Source organism: Ferroplasma sp., assembly GCF_037442045.1.
Taxonomy (GTDB): domain Archaea; phylum Thermoplasmatota; class Thermoplasmata; order Thermoplasmatales; family Thermoplasmataceae; genus Ferroplasma.
In genome coordinates this window covers 1-2,214 of record NZ_JBBIRC010000082.1, presented here as the reverse complement: position 1 = coordinate 2,214, position 2,214 = coordinate 1, and the positions used below count along the sequence as shown (strand labels likewise).

The following is a 2,214-nucleotide window of genomic DNA, read 5'->3' as shown; positions in this document are numbered from 1 at the left end:
GCAGTGGATGCATTTTCGGCGTTGCGCAGTAACATGAAAAAGCTTGATTTTACAGTGTCTTCAGAAGGGTCAAAACGCAACCTGGTACGTAACATACGCCCCGAACGGGATTTGAACCCGTGTCACAGGCTCGACAGGCCTGTATGATAGGCCGCTACACTATCGGGGCAGCGTGGTAATACCGTAATTTCATTGTTTTATATAAACATTTTTTATTTTCTTAGAAATCTTATATAAAACCAGACAAAAAACGACGTCATGACAATTCCAGATAATATTTCAAGAATCATTCTTATCAGCAAATCGTTTTCATACAGTGATGCAATAATAATTGCAGTATTGAAACCAAGCACTGATAATAAAATAGTCATAAACTTTGCTGGAGATATCCTCTTATTATGGTTATACAGTTCTTCGATTTCATGGTCAATACTATCCATTAATAATGTATTCCATTCTTGCTTTTACGCTTTTTTATTTATATTCATGCAAAAATAGTTTACTAATAAATATTTTATTCTAATATTGTTTAATTTTCAATTAGTTTATATAATAAATTGCCATTATTAAATGTTAATATGGGAGATATAGAATTACTTTCATGGAATTATAAAGATACACCAGAACTATTTTCCAGTTTAATTAAAAAAGATTATCAGTATTTTGAAAATATGATGGAATCAAGAACTATAAATAAATATATTATACTTATTACATGCAACCGCGTTGAGATCTATTTTCGGCCAGAAACCAGCATTGCTGGCACTATTGAAGGTGCCGTTCATCTTGAGTACCCCGATTCTGTGAACCATTTGTTTAAGGTTGCATCAGGCCTTGAATCAATGGCACTTGGGGAAAATGATATTCTGCGCCAGATCAAATCTGCATATGATTTGTCCAATAAAAGAGGAAAGTCGGATAAGTTTCTGTCATATACCTTCCAGAAAGCATTATCGGTAGGCAAGGATGTAAGGACAATGACAGATATTGCACATGGAAAAACATCATTAGCATCAATAAGCCTTCAAATCATAGAAAAGGAATATGGCATATCAGCTAAAAAAATATGCATTATAGGCACCGGCAAAATGGCAACAGCCCTTTTAAACTATCTGGCAGGTTCAGGATCAACGATTACTGTTGCTGGAAGGAATATTGATCACTCCAGGGAACTGGCAATAAAGCATGGTGCTTATTATTGCGGCATATCCAATATAAGCGAATTAATAAATTCAAATCAAATAATTATAACTGCCACATCTTCAAAGCAGTACATAATAAAGAAGGAAGATTATTTAAATGCAGATAAGGATAAAATATTCATAGATTTATCAAATCCTCCAAATATCGAGAAAGCCAATAATATAGCTATTAAATTATATGACCTTGACAGAATATACAGCAAAGCCCTGGAAACAAGGAAACAAAGAAGAATGGAAATCAAAAAAGCTGAAGATATAGTAAAAAATGAATTTGCTTTATATTCAAATAAAATAAACGAAATGAAATCAGATGAGATAATATCTGCTTTTTATAAATTTGCAGACATTATAAAAGAAAATGAAATAGATGAATTAAAAAGAAAGGTCTATTTATCTGATAAACAGCTGGAAACAATAAATATAATGATGAATTCATTCACAAATAAGATCCTTGCACCATATACAAATTCAATGAAAACCTTTGTCAGGAACAATGAAAAATATTCTTACATTCTAAAAGAGTATGATACAATGCTGAAAAAAGTGCTTTCTAACGGAAAGAAAGTTAATGCGAAAGAATAAAATTTTTATAAAATATTAAATTAAAATTATTAAAGATAAAAATTCTTTCACCAGAAAAACTGGAAAAACATGAAATTATAGTACAATGGCACATAATCTCCACCATAGGCTATAAGCCCATCGTTTGTGTACGGTATTGTTCCATTATAGTTATCCCAGTAGTTTCCGCCCTGATAGGATGTGCCGATTATGCTGCCTCTCAGTGCAAATCCGTTAACATAGTGTGTTATGTATGCAGGCTGTTTTGTTATATTCCACATATTGATATAAACTTCATAATTTCCTGAGTATATGGAGTAATCCGGGCTGTATGCAGTTATTTCTGTATTGAAGAAATTATTGTATATGGTATCTCCTGATGTGTATTCAGCCAGGGCAAGAGGTGCACCCCAGATGTCTGTTAGCTGTTCAAACGTATTGTTATATGTTT

General features: G+C 32.5%; 2 protein-coding genes, 1 tRNA gene and 1 pseudogene. 1 reads left to right on the top strand and 3 read right to left on the bottom strand.

Features of this window, described 5'->3' with window-relative positions:
* Window positions 1-96 precede the first annotated feature (96 nt).
* Window positions 97-169 (bottom strand) — tRNA-Asp (locus WKI77_RS07490).
* Window positions 170-212: 43 nt separating this feature from the next.
* On the bottom strand, window positions 213-440 hold the full coding sequence (locus WKI77_RS07485; RefSeq protein WP_337861201.1) for a hypothetical protein: 228 nt from the start codon (window positions 438-440) through the stop codon (window positions 213-215).
* Between the two features lie 138 nt (window positions 441-578).
* Between WKI77_RS07485 and hemA the strand changes: the two genes are divergently transcribed.
* Window positions 579-1,784, top strand: coding sequence for a glutamyl-tRNA reductase (gene hemA / locus WKI77_RS07480; protein ID WP_337861200.1), 1,206 nt, complete (start codon window positions 579-581; stop codon window positions 1,782-1,784).
* A 47-nt stretch (window positions 1,785-1,831) separates the two neighbouring features.
* Here the strand turns inward: hemA and WKI77_RS07475 are convergent.
* Window positions 1,832-2,214 (bottom strand): annotated as a pseudogene (locus WKI77_RS07475) (thermopsin precursor); the annotation flags it as partial.

Excerpts from the sequence above, each read along its gene's own strand:
- WKI77_RS07485 (WP_337861201.1), bottom strand. The coding sequence starts at position 440 with ATGGATAGTATTGACCATGAAATCGAAGAACTGTATAACCATAATAAG.
- hemA (WP_337861200.1), top strand. The coding sequence starts at position 579 with ATGGGAGATATAGAATTACTTTCATGGAATTATAAAGATACACCAGAA.